The organism is Pseudarthrobacter sp. NIBRBAC000502770 (genome assembly GCF_006517815.1).
GTDB lineage: Bacteria > Actinomycetota > Actinomycetes > Actinomycetales > Micrococcaceae > Arthrobacter > Arthrobacter niigatensis.
The window spans coordinates 2,534,946-2,555,737 of the sequence record NZ_CP041198.1 but is presented as its reverse complement, the minus strand read 5'-3'; the positions used below and the strand labels follow the sequence as shown (position 1 = coordinate 2,555,737).

The 20,792-nt window shown below is 62.8% G+C and carries 22 protein-coding genes; 6 read left to right on the top strand and 16 right to left on the bottom strand.

The features are described 5' to 3' along the window. Positions 1–7: 7 nt before the first annotated feature. The 12 genes from NIBR502770_RS12230 to NIBR502770_RS12175 form a co-directional block, all read right to left on the bottom strand. Positions 8–421 carry a TadE/TadG family type IV pilus assembly protein gene (locus tag NIBR502770_RS12230; protein ID WP_141159791.1) on the bottom strand — a complete coding sequence of 138 codons (414 nt, stop codon included), beginning with the start codon at positions 419–421 and terminating at the stop codon, positions 8–10. Between the two features lie 115 nt (positions 422–536). Beyond that, a complete protein-coding gene (locus NIBR502770_RS12225) occupies positions 537–776 on the bottom strand; it encodes a Flp family type IVb pilin (protein WP_141159792.1) in 240 nt (79 codons plus the stop codon). Between the two features lie 250 nt (positions 777–1,026). Continuing rightward, positions 1,027–1,911, bottom strand: coding sequence for a type II secretion system F family protein (locus tag NIBR502770_RS12220; protein WP_141182113.1), 885 nt, complete (start codon positions 1,909–1,911; stop codon positions 1,027–1,029). Positions 1,912–1,920: 9 nt separating this feature from the next. Continuing rightward, a complete protein-coding gene (locus NIBR502770_RS12215) occupies positions 1,921–2,685 on the bottom strand; it encodes a type II secretion system F family protein (RefSeq protein WP_246857259.1) in 765 nt (254 codons plus the stop codon). 181 nt (positions 2,686–2,866) lie between these two features. Then, a complete protein-coding gene (locus NIBR502770_RS12210; protein ID WP_371416459.1) occupies positions 2,867–4,252 on the bottom strand; it encodes a CpaF family protein in 1,386 nt (461 codons plus the stop codon). Positions 4,253–4,335: 83 nt separating this feature from the next. Further along, positions 4,336–5,535, bottom strand: coding sequence for an AAA family ATPase (locus NIBR502770_RS12205; protein WP_141182110.1), 1,200 nt, complete (start codon positions 5,533–5,535; stop codon positions 4,336–4,338). After that, entirely contained in the window at positions 5,532–6,308 is a 777-nt protein-coding gene (locus tag NIBR502770_RS12200) for a Flp pilus assembly protein CpaB (RefSeq protein ID WP_141182109.1), read from the bottom strand. The genes NIBR502770_RS12205 and NIBR502770_RS12200 overlap by 4 nt, the downstream gene beginning before the upstream one ends. A 55-nt stretch (positions 6,309–6,363) precedes the next feature. Further along, complete coding sequence (locus tag NIBR502770_RS12195; RefSeq protein WP_141182108.1) at positions 6,364–7,419, bottom strand: Tad domain-containing protein; 1,056 nt, start codon at positions 7,417–7,419, stop codon at positions 6,364–6,366. Beyond that, the gene (locus NIBR502770_RS12190) at positions 7,407–7,814 is read right to left on the bottom strand and encodes a TadE/TadG family type IV pilus assembly protein (protein ID WP_141182107.1); all 408 of its coding nucleotides are present in this window, start codon (positions 7,812–7,814) and stop codon (positions 7,407–7,409) included. The genes NIBR502770_RS12195 and NIBR502770_RS12190 overlap by 13 nt, the downstream gene beginning before the upstream one ends. Positions 7,815–7,926: 112 nt before the next feature. Then, a complete protein-coding gene (locus tag NIBR502770_RS12185; RefSeq protein ID WP_246857258.1) occupies positions 7,927–8,121 on the bottom strand; it encodes a Flp family type IVb pilin in 195 nt (64 codons plus the stop codon). 607 nt (positions 8,122–8,728) lie between these two features. Then, positions 8,729–8,923, bottom strand: coding sequence for a Flp family type IVb pilin (locus tag NIBR502770_RS12180; RefSeq protein ID WP_168223166.1), 195 nt, complete (start codon positions 8,921–8,923; stop codon positions 8,729–8,731). Between the two features lie 277 nt (positions 8,924–9,200). After that, the gene (locus NIBR502770_RS12175) at positions 9,201–9,833 is read right to left on the bottom strand and encodes a prepilin peptidase (protein WP_141182106.1); all 633 of its coding nucleotides are present in this window, start codon (positions 9,831–9,833) and stop codon (positions 9,201–9,203) included. A 328-nt stretch (positions 9,834–10,161) separates the two neighbouring features. On the opposite strand from NIBR502770_RS12175, the gene rplM reads away from it, so the two are divergent. From rplM to glmM, 3 genes are all read left to right on the top strand, one after another. Further along, positions 10,162–10,605, top strand: a complete 444-nt coding sequence (gene rplM, locus NIBR502770_RS12170; protein WP_043454696.1) for a 50S ribosomal protein L13 — start codon at positions 10,162–10,164, stop codon at positions 10,603–10,605. Between the two features lie 38 nt (positions 10,606–10,643). Further along, complete coding sequence (gene rpsI / locus NIBR502770_RS12165) at positions 10,644–11,147, top strand: 30S ribosomal protein S9 (protein ID WP_141159801.1); 504 nt, start codon at positions 10,644–10,646, stop codon at positions 11,145–11,147. A gap of 162 nt (positions 11,148–11,309) precedes the next feature. After that, positions 11,310–12,671 (top strand): phosphoglucosamine mutase, encoded by a 1,362-nt coding sequence (glmM, locus tag NIBR502770_RS12160; protein ID WP_141182105.1) that lies wholly within the window; start codon positions 11,310–11,312, stop codon positions 12,669–12,671. A 92-nt stretch (positions 12,672–12,763) separates the two neighbouring features. Here glmM and NIBR502770_RS12155 read toward each other — a convergent pair whose 3' ends face one another. The 4 genes from NIBR502770_RS12155 to coaA all read right to left on the bottom strand — a co-directional run bounded on the left by NIBR502770_RS12155 (position 12,764) and on the right by coaA (position 16,037). Next, positions 12,764–13,426 (bottom strand): isoprenylcysteine carboxylmethyltransferase family protein, encoded by a 663-nt coding sequence (locus NIBR502770_RS12155; RefSeq protein WP_210418860.1) that lies wholly within the window; start codon positions 13,424–13,426, stop codon positions 12,764–12,766. A 255-nt stretch (positions 13,427–13,681) separates the two neighbouring features. After that, complete coding sequence (gene mscL / locus NIBR502770_RS12150) at positions 13,682–14,086, bottom strand: large conductance mechanosensitive channel protein MscL (RefSeq protein WP_141182103.1); 405 nt, start codon at positions 14,084–14,086, stop codon at positions 13,682–13,684. Between the two features lie 92 nt (positions 14,087–14,178). Next, complete coding sequence (locus NIBR502770_RS12145) at positions 14,179–15,036, bottom strand: D-alanyl-D-alanine carboxypeptidase family protein (RefSeq protein ID WP_141182102.1); 858 nt, start codon at positions 15,034–15,036, stop codon at positions 14,179–14,181. Positions 15,037–15,041: 5 nt separating this feature from the next. Beyond that, on the bottom strand, positions 15,042–16,037 hold the full coding sequence (gene coaA / locus NIBR502770_RS12140) for a type I pantothenate kinase (RefSeq protein WP_210418859.1): 996 nt from the start codon (positions 16,035–16,037) through the stop codon (positions 15,042–15,044). A gap of 105 nt (positions 16,038–16,142) precedes the next feature. On the opposite strand from coaA, the gene glmS reads away from it, so the two are divergent. From glmS to NIBR502770_RS12125, 3 genes are all read left to right on the top strand, one after another. After that, positions 16,143–18,035 (top strand): glutamine--fructose-6-phosphate transaminase (isomerizing), encoded by a 1,893-nt coding sequence (gene glmS / locus NIBR502770_RS12135; protein ID WP_141182100.1) that lies wholly within the window; start codon positions 16,143–16,145, stop codon positions 18,033–18,035. Positions 18,036–18,811: 776 nt separating this feature from the next. Continuing rightward, positions 18,812–19,159, top strand: coding sequence for a holo-ACP synthase (locus tag NIBR502770_RS12130; protein ID WP_141159808.1), 348 nt, complete (start codon positions 18,812–18,814; stop codon positions 19,157–19,159). A gap of 15 nt (positions 19,160–19,174) precedes the next feature. Next, entirely contained in the window at positions 19,175–20,758 is a 1,584-nt protein-coding gene (locus tag NIBR502770_RS12125) for an NAD(P)H-hydrate dehydratase (protein ID WP_141182099.1), read from the top strand. The last annotated feature ends 34 nt before the right edge of the window (positions 20,759–20,792 follow it).

The window sequence follows — 20,792 nt, the reverse complement described above, 5'->3', positions numbered from 1 at the left end:
CGCTGATTTAGCCGCCGCACAGCATGGCTCCTTTGGCGGTCAGGGTGAATGGTCCGGCAATTCCCGTAAGCGTCGACAGACTGTACGTAATGGTGACGGTGGTCTGCGGACTTGTTCCTGAAGGGATCGTTGAAGGGCACGCAGCGCCAAATTGGATGGCGCTGTCCTGCAATCCTGGTTGCAAAGAAACGGCTGTGTTCTTGGCTGCCGTTCTAGCGTTTATTTGAGCAGCCGCCTGGGCCGTAGCCGTTCGATCAGCCATTGCCGTAACTCGGACAGCCTCTCGGGCTGCGGCTGAAAGCGAAGCCTGAGCGTTATAGACGCGACTGAATTCCATAATCCCCAATAGGAGCGTTATTAGGACCGGCACCACGATCGCGAACTCGACTGCGGCCGCGCCTCGTTCGGATGCCCTGGGCATGACCCAAACCTTTCGGTTGACCAAGAGTGCTTGAGAACATCTAGTGGCGACGGCATATTGCCGCCGCCACTTGAAGCGTTCTTGCTTTTGCGGCGCAAGTAAATTCTGCGCGACCCTATTTGGCCGCGCAGGTGCCAGTGGCAGCAGTTGTGGCAGTCTGAGCAGTGGCCGTCCACGCGCCGCCGCCGACCTGGCACTTGACCTGTTCGAACATGGTGCTCAGCGTGCCGCCGAGAAGCGTTACTGCGGCGATGATGACGACGGCAATGAGGGCGACCATGATGCCGTATTCAACGGCGGTGGCTCCCTTTTCGCTGCGAAGGCGGACGGAGAGGTTCGTGTAAAGAGAAAGCATTTTGACTCCTGAGCGAGACGGATTGGCTGGCCCAGTACCAGCGCTTCAACGAAAGTAGCAACGCTTGATCCGACATTGACCCGATCTTGCAACATCCTGAGGAAACCCTTTTCTGAATGCACGTTTCCTGCGCTTTTGCTGTGTCTTCCCTGTGCTGGGGCTGGCTCGCGGACGCCAAAAGGACCCCCTCGGTTCTGGGTGCCGAGGGGGTCCGGTCTGATGGCGCTGGTGGGCGCGTTATATGGTTCTTTCAAACACGGCTGAAGGCTTCGATGATGTTGATCGCGGCGGGCCCCAGCAGAACGATGAACAGCACGGGGAAGATGAAGAAGATCAGGGGGAACAGAACCTTGACCGGGAGCTTCATCGCTTTCTCTTCTGCGCGCTGCCGACGTTTTACGCGGGCATCTTTGGCCTGCGCACGGAGGACTTTGGCGATGCCGATACCGTATTTATCGGCCTGTACTACGGCCCTTACGAAACCCTTCAAGTCCGGCACGGAAGTCCTTGCCGCCATTGCTTCGTAGGCCTCGTGCCGGGGCCGGCCAACCTGGATATCCTGCAAGGTACGCACGAGTTCCTGGGCCAGAGGTCCTCCGCCATAGGAGCCTGCCCGGGCCATTGCCGATTCGAAGCCAAGCCCAGCTTCAACAGAGATCAGCATTTGGTCCAGGGTGTTGGGCAGTTCCAGCTCAATCTCTTCCTGCCGCTTAATCGCCTTGTTGTAGACCAGCAGGTCCGGGACGAAATAGAAGAAGACTGTCATGAAGATCGCCACTGCGATGTTCAGTGAAGTAAACGAGTTGGAGAGTACGACGATCCCCGCGAGCGCACCCGCAAGGGACAGCAAGGGTTTAGAGATGATCAACTTATCCAGCGGCATGGACGCCGGGCGTCCGGCCAATGACAGCCAGTGGTCCAGTTTGGCCTCGTAGCTTCCCGGCGTAAGTCGTTTTGATATTCCCAGGAGCATCGGAGCCTGCTGCCCGGCCTCGCGACCGCCAACGGTGAATCCGCGCGCAAGGTTTCCCCGGATGGCGAGGGCCCCTTTTCGGTCCAGGGTGGCCCACGACCACACAAAATACGTGAGAGGAAGGATAACTGTGGCGATAATCAACCAAGCGATTGGAGTCATGTTCGATCCTTAGAACTTGATCTTGACAATGCGGCTCATCCAGAAGCCGCCGATGATGAACATCAGGGCACTGAGGCCCAGCAGGAACCAGCCGATCGGTTTCTGGACAAAGACGTCCAAGTAGCCCGGGTTGACCATTCCGACGAAGAACGCGACCCCGACCGGCAACGCCATGAGGATGTAAGCGGACATCTTGCCTTCCGCGCTTAGTGACCGCACGTGGCCCTTGATTTCGCTACGCTCACGTATCGTGCCGGCCACTTGGTCCAGGACCTCCGCGAGGTCCCCGCCGACTTCTCGATTAATCTGGATAGCCTGCCCAATCCACCGGAAGTCTTCGCTGTCCATCCGAGTGGCGGAGTCATCGATAGCCTCCCGGGCATCTTTGCCGATTCGCGTCTCGTTGACGATCCTGGTCAGTTCCTCTGATGTGGGCGCCTCGGACTCGTTCGCTGCGGCTTCGATTGCCCTCATCACGCTGTGGCCGGCACGCAACCCGCCTATCAGCATTTGAATGGTGCCAATCAGTTGGGCATCGAATTTACTCCGGCGCTTATCCCTTCGAACTGTGAGCACCAACCTGGCCACGAACGGCGTCGCCAGTGCCAGTAGGATTCCGAGTCCGAGGTTAGTGGCGAGGCTGGACAGCAAGCCAACAGCCACGGTCACCGCGGCCACGAAGGCGCTGAATTCTGCAGGCGTCATTTTCACGCCGGCGTTGTAGAGAAGTTCGCGGCTGTAGGGGCCGCCGGATTTCCCGATCAGGCCACCCATCGCGTTGGCCGCTGACTCCGAAAATCTTGACAGTGTGGACGGGTCCGGCTGTCCGTCGGGCCTGCGGCGTTGGATTGGAATGGCGGCGTACCGAGGCCTGAGGACAACTATCACCAGGACCAGCAGGGCGCCGAAGCACAGACTGATGGCACCGGCGAAAACCAAGGGCGAGTCCATCGGCCTACCTCCTGCCGGCCGGAACTGCGGCCCCGAATACAGCTGGGGAGACACCGATGCCGAGCTCTGAGAACCGGTCAAGGAACCTGGGGCGAATGCCCGTGGGGATCGGCTTGCCCAGGAATCTCCCGTGCTGGTCAACACCGGCTGAGTAGTCGAAGAGGAACGCGTCCTGGAGGGTGACAATGTCACCTTCCATGCCTTGGACTTCCGTGACGTGCGTGACCCTGCGGCTGCCATCACGCAGGCGGGTGACCTGGATGATGAGGTCCACTGCCGAGGAAACCTGTTCGCGGATAGCCCTCAGGGGCAGGTCCATCCCAGCCATGAGGACGAGAGTCTCCAAACGGGCGATGGCGTCCCGGGGAGAATTGGCGTGAACCGTTGAAAGCGATCCGTCATGGCCTGTGTTCATGGCCTGCAGCATGTCCAGGGACTCGCCGCCCCGGACCTCGCCGACGATGATGCGGTCGGGACGCATGCGAAGGGAGTTACGGACAAGTTCCCGAATTCCGACAGCGCCTTTTCCTTCAATATTCGGCGGCCGGCTTTCCAGGCGGACAACGTGCTCCTGCTGCAGTTGCAGTTCCACGGCGTCCTCGATGGTGACGATGCGGTCATCTTCGGGGATGAAGGATGACAGTACGTTGAGCAGGGTGGTTTTTCCTGTACCCGTTCCACCGGAAACGATGATGTTCAACCTGGCCTGCACACATGCACTGAGCAATTCAGCCATCTCCGGGGTCAACGAGCCCCAGTCGATGAGGTTCCGGACCGTAAGGGGTACGTGGCTGAACTTCCTGATGGTCAACGAAGGTCCGTTGACCGCCAGTGGAGGGATGATCGCGTTGACGCGGGAACCGTCTTCAAGCCGGGCGTCCACCAGCGGCGACGATTCATCGATGCGCCGGCCCACCCTGGAAACGATGCGGTCTATTACTTTTCGGAGGTGGTCGTCAGAGCTGAATTGTGATCCGGTCAGGCTCAAGTGGCCATTGCGCTCGATGTAGATCTGGTCGTACTTGTTGACCATAATTTCCGTCACGGACGGGTCTTCGAGCAGCTTCTGCAGGGGACCATACCCCATCACTTCGTCGGCAATTTCGCGGATGAGCCTGCGGCGCTCTTCGGGCGACAGCGGCACCTGCTCGTCGTCGATGACTGACGACAGTTCATCGACGGCTATGGTCCGCAATTCCTCGTCCGACGACGACGTGTCGCCGAAGCGCGTGCCGAGGCGATCAAACAGTGCCAGGGCAGCCCTTTGTTTGAGCCCGGCCAGCGCATCAATAGGCGGAGAAGCGAGATTGCCGCCCAGCGACGAACCTGGAATAGGGGCACCAGCCGGGGGAAAGGATGTGCTTTCAGGCTGAGTGCCTGACTTCGACATTTCAGACAGCGTACGGCCGTTGGGCGTTGTGGCGTTTGACTGGTCGGAATTGCCTTGAGAGCCAGCGAGCCTATCTGAGAGTTTCATGACACAACCACCCTTCGGTGCAGTTTCGTGCGTGGGGAGGATACCCACTCGGGATCAAACCGATCTACGAGCTTCTTCAGCCCTTTGGCCGCCGCATCCCTGGTCGACGCTTGGAGGACCGGTATGCCGCGGTTCGTTGAAAACGGGAGCGTCCGGGAGCGGGGGATGACAGCGTCAACCGGGACGCCAACGGTGGCTTCCACGTCCTGGACCGACAGCCCGCTTTTGCGGTCCGCAAAGTTGAGGATGGTGTGCCGGCCCTGCGGCATCAGTTGAAGTTCCTTCAGTACTCCGAAGCACTTTCGTAACCCGCGGACACTGGGAACGTCCATCCCGCAGACCCAAACCCCGTCGGTTGCCTGTTCCAACGTGGCGAGTACGTGCTCGCCCAGGCCCGGTGCGGTATCCACCACCACATATTTGAATTCACTGGCCAGTTGCTCGAGCAGCCGGCCCACGTGCTCGCCGGTGATGTAATCGGCTTCGGCCGGAGTCCGGGGAGCGCAAAGCGCGTAAATCCCGGCCGGGTGAACGGTGAGGAATGCCTTGAGAACCATGGAGTCCTGGGAGGCAATGCCATGAACGGCATCGGTGATCGAGTGCTCTGGTTCGAGCAACAAGCCGGATGCAACATCCCCGAACTGGAGGTCCAGATCGACAAGGACGACGCTCATTGGCGCTACTTTGCCGAGTCCCACGGCGAGGTTGGTGGCGACTGTCGTCTTGCCAACCCCGCCCTTCGGCGACATGACGGCGATGACCCGGCCCCGTTCCTGCCCCGGGTCCGTGGGCAACGACATTCCCCGCCGCCGGCTGGCAGATGCCAGGCAGGCCCGTTCGAGCAGGACCCGTAGGTCGTTTACCTCGATATCTGGTTTCAACACGTCCCTGATACCTGAGTGCATGGCCCGGAGCACCAGCTCAGGGGAGGGCTCAGCGACAAGGAGCAGGCTGATCTCCGGATACTGGAGGTCAAAGACGGTGGCCAGTTTCAATGCGTCTTCTTCGCTGACACCTGGTCCCAGGATCAGAACCTCAGGCGGAGCCCCTGTCAGCTGCCGGAATACGTCCTCTGGCCCTCCCGACAGAATGGCCGGGCTGAGAGTTTCCAGATCCCCATGGAGGGCAGTTGATACCGCCTCCCGTACTCGGGCCTCAAAGTCCCGAACCCCGGTTATGGCTACGAAGCGACTCACCGGTACAGCCCACCAAAGGTCGTCACGGGAGGCTGCGTCTTGGTGCTCTTGTCGGTCTGCTTCGAGAGCCACAGTGTGCCGTATTCCGCCCCGAAGACCATCTTTGCGGCGTCGGCGTCGCTCCTGGCGACCGTCACGAAGGCGGAACCATTCGGCATCGCCACCGTCGAGTCACCCGAGGAGTTGGACGTGTTCTTGCTGTCATCGGGTGCGGCTTTTTGGACGGCAGTGACCAGCACGTCGTGGAACAGCAGCCCTGTGGACTGCTTCCAGCCCTTTACTTCGGCCGGAACATTTGCATCCGCGGGAATGTTGTCGTCGGTCTTGAAGGAGCTGTAGACCGTGACTACGTCTCCGGCTTCCAGGCGGCCTCCCAGAATCCGCTCCGGGGCCAAGAGGAATGTAACCTCTTGCAGGCCATCCGGCACCGGCACGGTGCCCGGTACCAGTTCCTTCGGGTCCACCAGCTTTGCTGCAAGCAGCTGTTCGCCGGCTTGCAGGGCGGAAGCGGTCACACGTCCCGTCTGGCCGTCCAGGCTTTCCAGTGCAGCTGCCGGCACGGCGGACTGCGGAAGCTCTTCGACCTTTACCTTGCCGCCCAAGTCTTCAACCTTGGTGCCGGCAGGGACGGCTTCCTTCGCGACGAGAACTTTCACGGGGTTTAGTCCCTGTGCAGCTCTTGCGTCGGCGCCTTGTACATAGACGACCAGCAGGGCAGTTCCGATGATTGCCAGCACCAGTGCTGCAATGCCTCCCAGTAGGCGAGATTTCACTGTGGGTACTCCTTTGCAATGGGTTTGTGTCGATTAGCGGGGAAAGTCCCGCACGTTAGTTCTTGAGGTACACCTCGGAGCCGCCGTAATTGGGAACGTTGCTTGTAGACAACCCCTCGGCAAGGGACACAAAGCGAGTGAAGTACCCCTGGATTGCACGGCAGTTTCCACTGCAGGATGGCGCCAGCGGGTCCAGGTCCTGGACGCTGCCGCTGAACTTGTAGCCAGTCACTTTGAGGGCCAGGAAGCCGACAATTGTGTACTTGGTGTTGTTGCCGTTATTGAGTGATACCGCTGAAGAGAAGACTGGAATCAGAACGGTGGTGCCTTTGATGGTTGAGGGCATGCTGTCGCATACGTGCGGCAAGGCGATTCCGGGCTTGCTGCCGACGATGGCGGTACCTGCATCTACCGTGGCGGAGCAGTTAGTACCGGCATCAAGCCAGCCAAATCCGCCTGGTGCATAGCCATTCTGTGCTGCACAGCCGGGGTAGGCGGGTGTGTTCTCGTCATAACGGAGCGTTAAGTGGTTGGCCAAAGGATTGCCGGTGAACGTTCCTGTTGAGTTGAATTCCGCCAGTTGAGATGCGCTGAGGTTCTTCTTGAAGACACAGTCGCTTACGGTCCATGGGAAGCTTGTTGCCTCGGAAACGGCGCCCCAGGAGGCTTCCGCTGTCGCTTGGATTTGTGTGGTGTTGAATCCCATGACACGGGCAAAGAACAGGCCGAATCCGTCGGTTGTTGATCCGGCCGCCCGGGCCTTCGTTTCTACGTGGACAGTGGTCGAGTTGGGAAATGTGACCGTGGATCCGCTGGTACCGTCATTGGCATTGCTGTTGGCGAACAGGTTTCCGGTTCCGGACGAATCCCCGCACGAGCCTTTCGCGCACTGGTTTGCGACTGCCAATGCCGCCGAGTCCGCTCCGTTCTGCAACTGAGCCTTTTCGGCGTACATTGCTCCGACATCCACGGCCAGGGCGGCAAATCCGAGGAGGACGACCAGGACGAGTGCGACTATGACCGTAGCCGCGCCTCGCTCATCCCTTTCTTCCCGCGTGGCCTGTTGATCACTCCGCGCCCGCGTGATGCCTGACCGACCTAACCGCCGCATCTCATAACTCCTTTTCCTGTGAGGGTCATCGGGAAGATGCCCGGGCCGCCGAAGAAGCCGGCATCCAAAAATCCGGAGAGTGAGGGCAAGGTGACCTTGGTGGTTACTGTCACGTTGGCGTCGGCCGCGCAGCTGCCGGCAGTATTCGTGACGCCCACAGGGAGACCGGAGAGCGAGGGTGCGGCGGCAAGGGTTGCTGCTGTCACGTTCAGCCCGGGATCTTTATAGTGAATGGCGGCGTACCGGGCGCCTTCCCTTGCGGCCTGTGTCAGAGAAACTTGCACATTCAGCACCCGGCCAAATTCGATTGTGCCCATCACTACGAGAAGCAGTAGTGGCAGTAGCATTGCCATCTCGACGGCGACTGCGCCGCGCTCTTTTTGTTTCGCTTTCAAAACCGTCTCCCAGGCCGAGGTGCGCGAATATCAGGTGGGGAGGGGACCCCTAACAGAGACGGCCGGCTCCGTACCCAGTGGGGCTGCGGAGCCGGCCGTCAACCGGGTTGGACTAGAGCCCGGCCGTGACGTTTGCGAACATGCCGCGGATGGCGATGCCAAGGGGTCCAACAGCGACGATGACCACCACTGCGATGAGGGCGACCATGATGCCGTACTCAACCATCGTTGCCCCCTTTTCTTCCCGGCTGAAGCGATCCTTGACGCCGGCGATGAAAGCAGTCATTGAGACCATGAGAGAAGTCATTGTATTTTCCTTAATTCGGTGAAATTGGGTGTACTTCTGATTTCAACGAATTCCCAGCTGCCCCGTAAAGTTTTAGCGGCTGGACTTCGCTAAGAAGAGATTGTCACTGGGGAGCATGGGCAACAATGCGTAGTAGTACTCGACTTTTTCGAGCGCGGATAAATCGGTGTACTTGTATATGCGGAGAACTACTCAGTCAGCGTGTGCAGGTACCGGCCCGACTACTCGTAGTAGTGAACCCGTGAGCGTGCCTGGGCAATGACAAAAAGGCAGCTATCGGCGTGGGCCGGATGTGGCCACGGTGCGTGGTAGGCGCTGCCCACGGGCTGCTGTTCACGAAGTAGCCGGCGGGGGCAGGGCACTGGCCAACCCGAAGTTCAGCGCGGGCTTCCCGAACGACGAAAGCGCCCAAGGCGTGGCCCTCGCACTTCCCGTGAAAAGGTGAACCGGGAACAAGAACGAGAACAAAGACGCCTTGGGCGCTGATTCCGTCTGGGAACAGGGCGCGCGCGGCCCGAAAGAACCGCGGAGGTATTATCGTCGGGGCCGGTAAGCCTTAGGGCCTGAGTTAGTCAGGACAGCGGCGCGGCCGTCAGTCAGGGATGAACTAGATGCCGGCCGTGACATTTTCAAACATGCCGCGGATGGCGATGCCAAGGGGTCCAACAGCGACGATGACCACCACTGCGATGAGGGCGACCATGATGCCGTACTCAACCATCGTTGCCCCCTTTTCTTCCCGGCTGAAGCGATCCTTGACGCCTGCGATGAAAGCAGTCATTGAGACCATGAGAGATGTCATTGTATTTTCCTTAATTCGGTGAAATTGGATTACTTTTGATTTCAACGAATTTCCAGCTGCCCCCATAACTTCTTAGCGGCTGGGCTTCGCTAAGAAGAGAGTGTCACTGCGGATCATGGGCAACAAGGCGTAGTGGTACTCGTTTTTTAGCAGTGCAATAAAAAAATGTACTCGAATGCGTGGCAAAGTACTCAGGCACTACATGGCGGCAGTCGGACGGCTACTTGGAATCGTGCCTTGGCGGACCTATTTGTGTGGCACGAGCACCGATCCGGGGTTAGGCCATGAACAAGGTCACGGCCATTAGGGCACCCAGCATGGAGGGCCCGTGGGCCACTTCGGTGGCTTTGTTCCGGCCTTTCCTGCCGAGGACAAACACCGTGACGATGCCATTCAAGACGAAGCCGACGAGCCCTCCGTAGAGAAGGTGGCTCCAACCTAGGTACCCCAGGTAAAGGCCGACGGGCGCTGCGAGCTTCACATCGCCCATCCCTATGCCGCCGGGCGAGATAAGTCCCAAAACAAGGTAGCCGGCAAACAAGATAACGGCTCCCAGGACTGCGCGGAGGAAATCATCAGATTGCTTATCGAATATCCCCGGCAGGAGAAGCAATAGAAGGCCCCCGGCCAGCAGCATCAACACGAGGGGATTCGGCAGCAAGTGGAGTGCTACGTCGATCCTGGCCAGCTGGACGCCCAGGACAGCGAGCAAAAGGAAGGCTGGGAGGCTAAACGAGCTGCCGAAACGCGCCGAAAAGGCGGCACACGCGACGGCGGTTACCGCCGCCGTCGTAATTCTTGCTTGCAGGCGCGGCACTTCCCCAAGCCGGGAAAGCAGCCTTGCGATCAGTCGCTCGGCGATGGGAGAGAGGACGGCTCCCAAGAGCGCGGCGCCAACGGCCAAAAGCACGGCGTTAGGGTCCCAGTTCCCCGTTGACAACACTGCATCCCCCTGCGTTGGTTTGGGCCGGCGCGGCCCCAGCGGTCTCCGGCTACCTCATTTTGACCCCGAACCACCTGACGCGCTAATCTAGGTAGTCGTTGTGCGTGTCCTATTCCGATGGTGCGTGCCCGCTTGAGGATCCGGTTGCAGGATAACTACTCAACGTGCACATTCGGAACTTCAGGATGACTGGTTACATGGAGCCCTCACCTCTGTTCCGGTAGCGCGCAGACAGTAGGTGCGCGAGCTAGCGACACCTAAACAAGAACGCCAGAACAAGAACGAGGCAAACACCGTGCGTACGTACACCCCGAAGCCCGGCGATATCAACCGCCAGTGGCATGTCATTGACGCCACCGACGTTGTCCTTGGTCGTCTTGCAAGCCAGACCGCAATCCTGCTGCGCGGCAAGCACAAGGCCACTTTCGCATCCCACATGGACATGGGCGACTTTGTCATCATCATCAACGCCGAGAAGGTAGCCCTGACCGGTGCCAAGCTGGAGCAGAAGCGCGCTTACCGCCACTCCGGCTACCCGGGCGGCCTGACCTCCGTCAACTACGCGGAACTGCTGGAAACCAACCCGGTCCGCGCCGTTGAGAAGGCCATCAAGGGCATGCTCCCCAAGAACTCCCTCGCTGCCCAGCAGCTGGGCAAGCTGAAGGTGTACCGCGGTGCTGAACACCCGCACGCCGCCCAGCAGCCCAAGACTTTCGAAATCACCCAGGTCGCCCAGTAGTCCTGGCCACCAAACAACTTATCTATACAAGGAGAATCGTGGCTCAGAACGAAGAGACCACCGAGGCTGTCGAAGCCGAGGAAAACCTGACCAGCTACACTTCTGAGAGCTCAGCTGCTGAAGCTGCTCCCAAGAAGGAGCGCCCGGCCCTGACCGTTGCCGGCGCAGCTGTTGGCCGCCGCAAGGAAGCCGTTGCACGCGTCCGCGTTGTGCCCGGCTCCGGCAAGTGGACCATCAACGGCCGTGCGCTGGACAACTACTTCCCGAACAAGCTGCACCAGCAGGACGTCAACGAGCCCTTCAAGATCCTTGATCTCGAAGGCGCCTACGACGTCATCGCCCGCATCCACGGCGGCGGCATCTCCGGCCAGGCCGGCGCCCTGCGCCTCGGCATCGCCCGTTCGCTGAACGAGATCGACGTCGAGAACAACCGCCCGACGCTGAAGAAGGCCGGTTACCTGTCCCGCGACGCCCGTGTCATCGAGCGTAAGAAGGCCGGTCTCAAGAAGGCCCGTAAGGCTCAGCAGTACTCCAAGCGCTAAATCCGCTTGCACAAGAGCCCGTCCCACCGGTTGGTGGGGCGGGCTTTTGCCGTTAGGGACTCTTGCATGCCCCTGTCCGCGTTGGACACCCGAATTGGGGCGGGAAAAAGCCTCTGGCCAGCCGTTTAAAGCTGCGGCAACCCCATCCTCTAGACTTGACCGGTGTCTAGATTATTTGGAACTGATGGTGTCCGGGGGCTGGCCAACGGCCTGCTGACAGCAGAGCTGGCCCTGCAGCTGGCCCAGGCGGCCGCCGTCGTGCTCGGCCACGCCCGCAACTCCAACGGCTCCCGGCCCCGCGCCGTACTGGCCCGTGACCCGCGCGCCAGCGGCGAATTCATCGCCGCAGCCGTGGAAGCCGGCCTCTCCAGCTCGGGCATCGACGTCTATGACGCCGGCGTCCTGCCCACCCCCGCCGCCGCCTACCTCGTCGCGGACCTGGACGCCGACTTCGGAGTCATGATCTCCGCCTCCCACAACCCGGCGCCGGACAACGGCATCAAGTTCTTCGCCCGGGGCGGCCAGAAGCTGCCCGACGAGGTGGAGGACGCCATTGAGGCACAGATGAGCAAGGAAGCCGTCCGCCCCACCGGCCCCGACGTCGGCCGCATCCAGCGCTTCTCGGATGCGGAGGACCGCTACATCGTCCACCTGCTCCGCACCCTGCCGCACCGCCTGGACGGCCTCACCGTGGTACTGGACTGCGCCAACGGTGCCGCCAGCGGCTGCTCGCCCCAGCTCTTCAAGGACGCCGGCGCCCACGTCATCGTCATCGGCGCGGATCCTGACGGACTGAATATCAACGACGGTGTTGGTTCCACCCACCTCGGCCCGCTCAAGGACGCCGTCATCAAGTACGGCGCCAACCTGGGCATCGCCCACGACGGCGATGCTGACCGCTGCCTGGCCGTGGACCATGAAGGCAACGAGGTGGACGGCGACCAGATCATGGCCATCCTCGCCGTCGCGCTCAAGAAGGCCGGCAAGCTCAAGGACGATGTCCTCGTGGCCACCGTCATGAGCAACCTGGGCCTCAAGATCGCCCTCCGTGACGCCGGGATCACCATTATGGAAACAGCCGTGGGGGACCGGTACGTCCTCGAAGGAATGCGCGACGGCGGCTACAACCTGGGCGGCGAGCAGTCCGGCCACGTGATCTTCTCCGACCACGCGACTACCGGCGACGGGCTCCTTACCGGCCTGCAGCTCGCAGCACAGGTGGCCCTGACCGGGAAGCCGCTCAAGGAGCTCGCCACGGTCATGACCAAGCTCCCGCAGGTACTCATCAACGTCAAGGGTGTTGACCGCAGCAGGGTGGGCAGCAGCGAGGTACTGGCCCAGGCCGTGGCGGCAGCGGAAGCCGCTCTGGGTGACACCGGACGAGTCCTGCTCCGCCCCTCCGGCACCGAGCCGGTGGTCCGTGTGATGGTGGAGGCGGCGGACGAAGAGACGGCCCAGTCCATTGCCGAACACCTCGCACAGGTGGTCCGGACCGAACTCGCGCTGGAGCTCGCCGCAAACTAGAAGCCAAAGAAATGTGGCCCGCCTCCCGAAAGGGAAACGGGCCACATTTCGCTGGGGGACCTGCCAAGCGGTTTCCGGGACCATCAGCAGGGTCAGAACAGGCCGGGCACGAACCGCGCAGTCCGCAGCCTGTATGCGGCATATTCGGGCACGTTTTCCGCCAGCAGCTGCTCCTCTTGAATTGCCCGGTATGCCTGAACGGCTGCCAGTGCCACAAGGATCGCCGTCTTCAGCAGAGTGGGGCTGAAGCACACAGCCCCGATCAGGGTGATCATCTCTCCAACGTAAAGAGGGTTGCGGATCAGCCGGTAGGGGCCATGCTGTACGAGCGTTCTTACCTGGGGCTCCACGCCGAAACTCTTGCCAAGCGTCATCAGGGACCAGACAGTAAAGACCATTCCCAGGGTCATGAGGGCCACCGAAAAAAGTGCCAGACCGTCAGATACTTCCGTCCCGCCGGCAAACGCGAGCAGGAAAGGCAGGAAGGTTCCGACGTAGGCCGCGACTGTGGGAGCAATCCGCCCGCTCCGGGCGCTTGCAGAGTTCCTGGTCAAAAGGAAGTAGACCGCCATCAGATAAAAGACGGTCATCAGGACTTGGTAGGAGACGTGCAACCCGGTGACGAGGGCAGAGGACGAAGCGACCTTCGAGCCCGAAAACAGTGCGGAGACCGCCCACAATAACAAGAGCGCCATTATCGGGACGAGAATTACCCGTTCAATGTCAATTGACGTTGACTGCTGGCGAAGTTTCATCAAAAGCCTTCCAGAGAGTTGCAGACCCAACATCTGCAGCCACGGTTCCACGGCCTCCCCAATGAGGCTGCGGTGCACTGAGCCTAATAGGACAAGGGGACCTAATGGCGTAAATTTCCCATAAATTGCCCCGATCCTGAGCAAGACCCGCAGGTAGTCACGACAACGCGGGACCCAACTAACCGCTAACATCTGCAACCAACTGTGGCCCGCCTCCATCAGGAGACGGGCCACAGTTGCGGGGCGGATACGGGGTCAGATATTCCGGCTCTGGAGGGAGTCACGGATTTCGGTCAGCAGGGCGATATGCGGGTCCTCGGCAGATTCTTCCTTGACGTCCTGGTTGATGCCGAGACGGCGGTTGCGGCGCTCGATCATGTGGTTCATGGGCATGACCACCACAAAGTAGATGGCGGCGGCAATCAGCAGGAAGTTGACTATCGCGGTTAGCAGGACGCCAAACTCCACGGCGTTGCCGTTGAAGTCCACCTTGGCGAAGCTGTCAAAGTTCGGCGATCCCACAAGCCCTGCAATGAACGGCATGAGCACCTTGTTCACCAGCGCGGTTACAACCGCGCCGAAGGCAGTACCCATGACAACAGCGACGGCAAGGTCTACGACGTTGCCCTTCATAATGAAATTCTTGAATCCTGTCAGCATGGGACCCACGCTAGCCCACGGAGGGAGTGCTTCAGATAACGCGGCGGTAAATTCTTATCGCGTCTTGGGAACCGGATTGGCGTGCGGAACGTTCACGGGTATCCCGGTGCCGCTTCCAGCCCGAAGTATTCCTCCAGCGTACCGATGCCGCGGTTCAGCATGTCCGTTGCCGCCTCAACCCCCACATACCGCAGGTGCCAGGGCTCGTAGTAGTACCCCGTGATGGGATGCAGCATCCACGGGTAGCGCACCACGAATCCAAACCGGTGCCCGTTCGCCTTCGCCCACGTGGCCGCAGGCTGCTCCGCGAAGCACGGCTGGAAGCTGCAGGCGCCCCCGCCGTCCCCTATGTCGAACGCCCACCCGGTCTGGTGCTCCGAGTGGCCGGGCCGCGCGCTGGCGGTGTCGGCGTCGGCCTGTCCGCGCGCCGCGACGTACCCGTTGTAGGTGGTCACCTGCGTGCTGTACGAACGGTAGCCGCTGGCCAGGACCATCGCCACACCGTCCTGCGCGGCCGCCGCGAACATCGCCTCGGCCGCTGCTGCCGTGGTGCTGTTCAGCAGCGCCGCCTCACCTGCGGCGGAAATGGCGACGGTGGGACGCACCAGGTCGGCAGGCACATAGTCGGCCGGCTTCAGGGGCCGGTGCTTGTTCACGATGACCCAGGGGCTCGCCGGATCATCGAGCGAAAACTGCCGTGCCAAAGCTGCCGATGGCGACGGTGTGGGGGACGGCGCCTCAGGCGGCTGGCCCACTGTGGCCGCGTCCGCCGTCGGGCCCGCTGACGCGGTGGCGGCCGCAGGGGAGGGGGAGGGGGACGGAGCAGCGGACGACGACGACGCCGCCTTGGGTGCCTCAGGCGTGCAGGCGGACAGGACAGTCAGCCCGGCCCCCGCAGCGAGGAAGCGCGTAAAGCTGCGGCGGCTGTGCGACCCGCATTCGTAGCACACCTGTGCTAAACCTTCCGGAGCAGCATGCGGCGGATGGAGTGGTCCGCGTCTTTGGTCAGCACCAGCTGCGCCCGGCCGCGGGTAGGCAGCACGTTCTCCTCCAGGTTGGGCTCGTTGATCCGCTTCCAAATGTCCCTGGCGGTGTTCTCTGCCTCATCGTCGGAGAGCGTGGCGTAGCGGTGGAAATAGGACTCCGGCTGCGCGAACGCGGTGCTCCGCAGCTTCCGGAACCGGTCCACGTACCACTCCTCGATATAGGAGGTCTTCGCGTCCACGTAGATGGAAAAGTCAAAGAAGTCGCTCAGGGCCAGGCCCTGCCGGCCGTCATGCCGGGGGCGGGCCGGGGCCAGGACGTTCAGGCCCTCGACGATCAGCACGTCCGGGCGGCGGACCACCACTTCCTTGCCGGGCACGATGTCGTACGTGACGTGCGAATACCAGGGCGCCCGGACTTCCTCGGCGCCGCCCTTGATCTCGCTCACGAAGCGCAGCAGCGCCCGCCGGTCATAGGATTCCGGGAACCCCTTGCGGTCCAGCAGTTGCCGGCGCTTGAGCTCGGCCAGCGGGTAGAGGAAACCGTCCGTGGTGATCAACTCGACGTTGGGGGTGCCCGGCCAGCGGCGCAGCATTTCCCGCAGCACACGGGCGATGGTGGACTTGCCCACCGCGACCGAGCCGGCCACGCCGATCACGAAGGGGGTGCGCTGGGTCTGCTCGCCAAGGAAGGTGGTGGTGGCCGCGTGCAGCTGCCCGGCAGCCTCCACATACAGGTGCAGGAGCCGTGACAGCGGCAGGTAGACGTCACTGACCTCCTTGATGTCCAAGGGGTCGCCGAGCCCGCGAAGGCGCAGCACGTCCTCTTCGTTGAGGGGCTGTTCCATCTGGGCTGCGAGCCGGGACCAGGTATGCCGGTCCAGCTCCACGAACGGCGAGGCACCCTCCCCGTTCGCTTCATTGCGTTGCGAAGTCACGCTAAAGATTCTGCCCCCCGCCCGGCCCATCGCGAAATGACGCCCCTGTTCAGCGCGGCGGCACCTGTCACGGGGGCGCTGCATCGCGGTCCTCCGGTTTAGAACAAGTGCCACGCGCCCGATAGTCTTGTCCCTATGTGTGGAATCGTGGGTTACGTAGGCCGTTCCGTGGACGGTGCAGTTAATGGTCACAGTGCGTTGGATGTTGTCCTTGAGGGGCTCCGCCGCCTGGAGTACCGCGGTTATGACTCTGCCGGTGTGGCTGTGGTGTCCCAGGGTGCTATCGAGTCGCGGAAGAAGTCCGGGAAGCTGAGCAACCTGATTGGCGAGCTGGAGGCCCGGCCGTTGCCGGAGGCGCTGACCGGTATTGGCCACACACGGTGGGCCACGCACGGTGGGCCGACGGACCGCAACGCGCACCCGCACCTGGCTGATGGCGGCAAGCTCGCCGTGATCCACAACGGCATCATCGAAAACTTCGCCGAGCTCAAGCTGGAGCTGCTGGAGAAGGGCGTGACGTTCCTGTCCGAGACGGACACCGAGGTCGCTGCCGCGCTGCTGGCAGACATCCTGCGGAACAAGCTGGGCGGGGACACCGCCAACGGCGGCCTGACCAAGGCGATGGAGCTCGCCTGCCAGCGCCTGGAGGGCGCCTTCACGCTGCTGGCTGTGCACGCGGACCAGCCCGACGTCGTCGTGGCCGCCCGCCGCAACTCACCGCTGGTGGTGGGCCTGGGCGAGGGGGAGAACTTCCTGGGTTCGGACGTGTCCGGGTTCATCGACTACACCCGCCGCGCGGTGGAGCTGGGCCAGGACCAGATCGTCACGATCACCGCGGACACGGTGGAGATCACCGACTTCTACGGCAACCCGGCCCAGGGCAAGGAATACCACGTGGACTGGGACCCGGCCTCCGCGGAAAAGGGCGGCTTCTCCTCGTTCATGGAGAAGGAAATCCACGACCAGCCCGACGCCGTGGCGCAGACCCTGCTGGGACGTTCGGACATCAAGGGCAAGCTGACCCTGGATGAGCTGCGGATCGACCCGGAGCTGCTGAAGCAGGTCAACAAGATCATCGTCCTGGCCTGCGGCACCGCCGCGTATGCCGGCATGGTGGCGAAGTACGCGATCGAGAACTGGTGCCGGATCCCCACCGAAGTGGAGCTGGCACACGAGTTCCGCTACCGGGATCCGATCCTGGACCAGAACACCCTGGTGGTCTCGATCAGCCAGTCCGGCGAGACCATGGACACCCTGATGGCCGTCCGGTACGCCCGCGAACAGGGCGCCAAGACCATCTCCATCTGCAACACCAACGGTTCCACCATCCCGCGTGAGTCCGACGCCGTGCTGTACACGCACGCCGGCCCGGAGATCGCGGTGGCGTCCACCAAGGCGTTCCTGGCCCAGATCACGGCCGCGTACCTGCTGGGCCTGTACCTGGCGCAGCTGCGCGGGAACATCTTCTCCGGCCAGATCAAGGACGTACTGGCGGACCTGAACAAGATCCCCGCCAAGATCCAGACCATCCTGGACAACGCCGGCCCGCTGCGTGAACTGGCCCGGTCTATGGCGCAGGAGAAGTCAGTGCTGTTCCTGGGCCGGCACGTAGGCTACCCCGTGGCCCTCGAGGGCGCGCTGAAGCTCAAGGAGATCGCGTACATCCACGCCGAAGGGTTCGCCGCCGGTGAGCTCAAGCACGGCCCCATCGCCCTGATCGATGAAGGCCAGCCCGTGTTCGTCGTGGTCCCGTCCCCGCGCGGGCGTGACTCGCTGCACTCCAAGGTGGTCTCCAACATCCAGGAAGTCCGTGCCCGCGGCGCCCGGACCCTGGTCATCGCCGAGGAAGGCGACGAGGCCGTGAAGGCCTACGCCGAGTACGTCTTCTACGTCCCCGAGACCCCCACCCTGCTGATGCCCCTGCTGACCACCGTCCCGCTGCAGATCTTCGCCGCGGAACTCGCCGCAGCCAAGGGCTACGACGTGGACCAGCCCCGCAACCTCGCCAAGAGCGTCACGGTCGAATAAACCCTATAGAACGCAGACCCCGGGCCACAACGACCCGGGGTCTCTGTTTTGCCTAGCGGTTTTTGATGCTGCCTAGCCGGAACTGGATGATCCGTTCCGGGTCGTTCTCCGCCAACTTCAGCACCCGAACCTCAACGTCATAGCCGTCCAACACTCCGGCTGCGCTGCATGCTGTGTACATTCCGGTGACATTCGGAGGAAGGGGAGACGTTTCACAGTCCCCGTCCACTTTCCCGTCCAGCCCCGCCGCCACGGTTAGTTGGCGGATGGCGGAGGGAGTAGGGGGTTGCTGAGTCCTATACTGGCGCCACATGCTGTCGCAAGGCACAGCGACAGGGACGCAGAAGAACCCGCCGCTGACGTTTTCACCATCCGGTTCCCACCCGGCCAACGGATGGAGCCTGTCGGCGAGTGACACCATCCGGGCCGTTCCCAACACGTACGACGCCTGCAACGCAAAAAACGGAGCAGCGATGACGGCGAGTGCGATCAGGACTCCTTTGAAAACCCTTCGCCAAGGTCTTCTCCTCCGTGGCGCCTGGGAGCCTTTCGAGTTGTCCATAGGGCATTATCTCCAGCAAATGGAAGAACGTTGATACCTGGGGCCGAGCGGATCTGTGTAACTTTTACGCCGCCCCGGCCCCGGAGCCCCCGGTTCCCGGCGTGCGCTCCGCAAGATCGCCCCAAAAGTCACGCGTTTCCGCTGATGGCGGACAGCCCGAATGACCGGCGCGCACCAGCCTTCCCGCTGCAGCCGCCACCGTAGAATGGCACCCATGATCGTTGGCATCGGGGTAGACGTAGTAGACATCGAGCGGTTCGGGCGGCAGTTGGAGCGGACGCCGGGTCTGCGGGACCGCCTGTTCGTTCCCGCGGAACGGGAACTGAACACCCGGTCCCTGGCCGCCCGGTTCGCCGCCAAGGAAGCGGTGGCCAAGGTCCTCGGTGCGCCCGCCGGCATGAACTGGCAGGACTGCTGGATCGGCCTGGACAGCAACGGGCCCACCGTCCAGGTCAAGGGAACGGTCCTTGCGGTGGCCGAGGCCAAGGGCGTCAAGCGCTGGCACCTGTCCATCAGCCACGACGGCGGCATCGCCACGGCCACGGTCCTGGCCGAAGGCTGACCAGGCCCCCGCCGCATGATCAGCGCCTACACCGGAACGCAGGTCCGGGCCGCCGAGGAGCCACTCCTCGCCGACGGACTGGGGGACGTGCTCATGCAGCGCGCCGCGCACGGCCTGGCCAACGCCGTCGTCAATGAACTTCACTCACGCGGCAGCCGCCTGAACGGCGCCCGCGTGGTGGTGCTGGCAGGCAAGGGCAACAACGGCGGCGACGGGCTGTTCGCCGGCGCCTTCCTGGCCGCCCGGGGAATGCGTACGACGGCGGTGCTGACCGGGGACGCGGCCCATTCGGCCGGCCTGGCCGCACTTGAGCGCGCCGGCGGCAGGGTGCATCGGCTCACGGACGCGGGACTTCCGGATCTGGCAGAGGAAGCCGCCCGGGCCGACGTCGTGATTGATGCCGTGCTGGGAACCGGCGCCAAGGGCGGCCTGCGGGGGAGCGCCGCAGCCCTCGTCCAGGCTGTAACTGACGCGCACCGCCGCGGCTTTGTGGTGGCGTGCGACCTTCCCAGCGGCGTTGACGCGGACACCGGCGAGGCCGCCGCACCCATCCTCCCGGCAGACCTGACGGTCACGTTCGGCGGAGCGAAGAACGGCCTGCTCGCCGATCCCGGCGCGGACCACGCGGGCAGGGTGTTGGTGGTGCCCATCGGGATCGAGACGCACCTGCCGGAGCCCTCCCTGCGCCGGCTCGAGGACGCTGACATGGCGCGCCTCCTGCCCCACCCGTCCCGGCGGGCCCAGAAATACTCCCGCGGCGTGCTGGGCGTGGTGGCGGGCTCCGAGGACTACCCCGGCGCGGCGGTGCTCGCCTGCCGCGGCGCCCTTGCCGCGGGAGTGGGCATGGTCAGGTACCTGGGGCCGCCGTCGGTGGCAGACCTGGTCCGCCGGTCGTGCCCCGAGGTTGTCTGCAGCACCGGGACCGTGGCTGGAAACCGCGTGCAGGCCTGGCTGGTGGGCTCCGGCCTGGGGCCGGGGGACCGCGATCAACTGACCCGGGCACGGGACGCGATCGCGTCCGGCCTTCCCGTGGTAGCCGACGCCGGGGCGTTGCCGGCGCTCCCCGCCGTCCTGCCCCCGCACGTGGTGCTGACCCCGCACGCCGGGGAACTCGCATCGTTGTTCCAGCGGCTGGGCCACCCTGAGGACCGTGAAGCGGTGGAGGCGGGAACGCTGGCAGCCGTGCGCAGCGCGGCAGAGCGCACCGGGGCTACCGTCCTGCTCAAAGGCGCCACAACGCTTGTAGCTGCACCGCAGGGCGCCATTTTCAGCCAGGCGGACGGCACGCCCTGGCTCGCCACGGCCGGCAGCGGGGATGTGCTGGCCGGCGTCATCGGTGCGCTGCTCGCCCAGGCAGGGGACGACGACGGGCGTTTCAGTGCGTTGGGCATCGGCGCCGACGCGCGGTGGGCCGCCATCGCAGCGCTGGGTGCTGCCCTGCACGGCCAGGCCGGGACGGCGGCGTCGGCGTCCGTGTCCGGGGGCCCGATCACCGCGGGACGTGTTGCGGAAGCCCTACCCGAAATTTGGGGTAAAGTCAGCATGCTTAGTAAATATGGAGCCTGGAAACGTAATAGTCACAGCCAACCACTACGGTAGGCATTAGTTCGCACCAGCAGCAGGGGCGTTCCAA

What these genes read in the sequence shown, in the direction of transcription:
- NIBR502770_RS12230 (WP_141159791.1), bottom strand. Translation starts at nt 421, where the DNA reads ATGCCCAGGGCATCCGAACGAGGCGCGGCCGCAGTCGAGTTCGCGATC.
- NIBR502770_RS12225 (WP_141159792.1), bottom strand. Translation starts at nt 776, where the DNA reads ATGCTTTCTCTTTACACGAACCTCTCCGTCCGCCTTCGCAGCGAAAAG.
- NIBR502770_RS12220 (WP_141182113.1), bottom strand. Translation starts at nt 1,911, where the DNA reads ATGACTCCAATCGCTTGGTTGATTATCGCCACAGTTATCCTTCCTCTC.
- NIBR502770_RS12215 (WP_246857259.1), bottom strand. Translation starts at nt 2,685, where the DNA reads ATGGGTGGCCTGATCGGGAAATCCGGCGGCCCCTACAGCCGCGAACTT.
- NIBR502770_RS12210 (WP_371416459.1), bottom strand. Translation starts at nt 4,252, where the DNA reads ATGTCGAAGTCAGGCACTCAGCCTGAAAGCACATCCTTTCCCCCGGCT.
- NIBR502770_RS12195 (WP_141182108.1), bottom strand. Translation starts at nt 7,419, where the DNA reads ATGCGGCGGTTAGGTCGGTCAGGCATCACGCGGGCGCGGAGTGATCAA.
- NIBR502770_RS12185 (WP_246857258.1), bottom strand. Translation starts at nt 8,121, where the DNA reads ATGACTTCTCTCATGGTCTCAATGACTGCTTTCATCGCCGGCGTCAAG.
- NIBR502770_RS12180 (WP_168223166.1), bottom strand. Translation starts at nt 8,923, where the DNA reads ATGACATCTCTCATGGTCTCAATGACTGCTTTCATCGCAGGCGTCAAG.
- NIBR502770_RS12155 (WP_210418860.1), bottom strand. Translation starts at nt 13,426, where the DNA reads ATGAAACTTCGCCAGCAGTCAACGTCAATTGACATTGAACGGGTAATT.
- mscL (WP_141182103.1), bottom strand. Translation starts at nt 14,086, where the DNA reads ATGCTGACAGGATTCAAGAATTTCATTATGAAGGGCAACGTCGTAGAC.
- coaA (WP_210418859.1), bottom strand. Translation starts at nt 16,037, where the DNA reads ATGGGCCGGGCGGGGGGCAGAATCTTTAGCGTGACTTCGCAACGCAAT.
- glmS (WP_141182100.1), top strand. Translation starts at nt 16,143, where the DNA reads ATGTGTGGAATCGTGGGTTACGTAGGCCGTTCCGTGGACGGTGCAGTT.
- NIBR502770_RS12130 (WP_141159808.1), top strand. Translation starts at nt 18,812, where the DNA reads ATGATCGTTGGCATCGGGGTAGACGTAGTAGACATCGAGCGGTTCGGG.
- NIBR502770_RS12125 (WP_141182099.1), top strand. Translation starts at nt 19,175, where the DNA reads ATGATCAGCGCCTACACCGGAACGCAGGTCCGGGCCGCCGAGGAGCCA.